The sequence below is a fragment of the Streptomyces sp. H39-C1 genome, from assembly GCF_027158125.1.
Taxonomy (GTDB): domain Bacteria; phylum Actinomycetota; class Actinomycetes; order Streptomycetales; family Streptomycetaceae; genus Actinacidiphila; species Actinacidiphila fildesensis.
In genome coordinates, this window is the sequence record NZ_JAPVLS010000259.1 from 1 (window position 1) to 1,404 (window position 1,404).

Here is a 1,404-nt window from a genome sequence, read left to right on the forward strand (position 1 = left end):
TAGTACTGCAACGGTCTTTGTTCTGATGTGTGGGCAGTTTCTGGTGGTGTGTGGCCGCGTCGTTTGTAGTGGCTGATGCGGGCTTGGAATTGTCGGCGGCGGCGCCAGTGTGACCAGTGCAGGACGTGGTCGGTGAGGTGGGCTCGGGGCCGTGTCAGGCGGGTGGTCAGTCGCCGGATTTCGGGCAGGGTCAGGGGGATGAGCTGGGAGGATCCGTTTCTGCTTTCTCCGTATCGAGGGCGCGGGCCCGCAGGACGGTCAGGCAGGCGTGGGCGGCCATAGCGAGGGTGATGTGGCGGTGCCAGCCGGGGTAGCGGCGGACCTGGTAGTCGTCCAGGCCGCATTCCTGCTTCGCGGTTTGGAAGCACTCTTCAACAGCCCACCGGCTGCCGGCGACGCGGATCAGCTCATCGAGTGTGGTCTCGGCCGGGCAGTAGGCGATGTAGTAGGAGATCTCCTGTGGTCGGCTCACGCTGCGGCGGGCGATGACCCAGTGCCGGCGGTCTTCACGATGCCAAGGACGGACTTCGACCCTCGCCCAGTCGTAGATCCGGGGCCCGTGGGCGCCGTTGCCGCACGAACGGCGTTTCCACTTCTGTCGGGGCAGTGAGGGAAACAGGTCGTGGACCGGGTGGTCCATAGCCCAGCGGGTGACGACGGTGTCGTGGCGGGTGGTGGCCATGACGTGGAAGACATCGGCCTGCTCGAGCTCGGTCCGCCAGCCTTTGGAGAAGCCGTAGGCGGCATCCGCCGTCACCCACCGGAACGGGATGTTGTCGGTGATCGCCCGGCGGACCATGGCCTTGGCGGTCACCACTTTCGTCTCGAAGGCGACCGTGTCCTCGATCCCCGCGGCCCGGCAGCGTTCGCGGTCATCGGTCCATGACGTGGGCAGATACAGGCGGCGGTCGATCAGCGTGCGGCCCCGGGCGCCGGCATAGGCGAGGAAGACACCCACCTGACAATTTTCTGTTCGCCCGGCGGTTCCGGAATATTGGCGCTGGACTCCGGCCGAGCGGACGCCCTTTTTCAGGAACCCGGTGTCGTCCACGATCAGCACCGCGTCCGGGTCGCCGAGATGTTCCACGACGTAGTCGCGGACGTCGTCGAGGACTTCATCGGCGTCCCAGTCGCACCGGTTCAACAGCCGGTGCATGCGATCGGGGGCCGCGTGCCCGGCCTCCTCCGCGAGCGTCCAGCCGTTCTTCCGCTCCAACGGAGCGATCAGCCCCTGCATATAAGCCAGCGCCGACTCCCGCGGCTCCGACCGGGCAAATCGGTGCACAAACCGCTCGTGCAACTCGCCCAGACCGGCCGCCCACGTCCTGATGTCACTGAGTTCCCCACCCATAGTCAAATCAACGACGGCCCTGGCCACCAGTCACGCCAAACGCCGTTGCAGTA

1 protein-coding gene is annotated in these 1,404 nt (G+C 66.2%); it reads right to left on the reverse strand.

The features are described from left to right. Positions 1-190: 190 nt before the first annotated feature. Complete coding sequence (locus O3W51_RS48080) at positions 191-1,351, reverse strand: IS701 family transposase (RefSeq protein ID WP_138351468.1); 1,161 nt, start codon at positions 1,349-1,351, stop codon at positions 191-193. Positions 1,352-1,404: the final 53 nt, after the last annotated feature.

Bases quoted from the DNA above. Each gene is read 5' to 3' on its own strand.
- O3W51_RS48080 (WP_138351468.1), bottom strand. From the start codon at position 1,351: ATGGGTGGGGAACTCAGTGACATCAGGACGTGGGCGGCCGGTCTGGGC.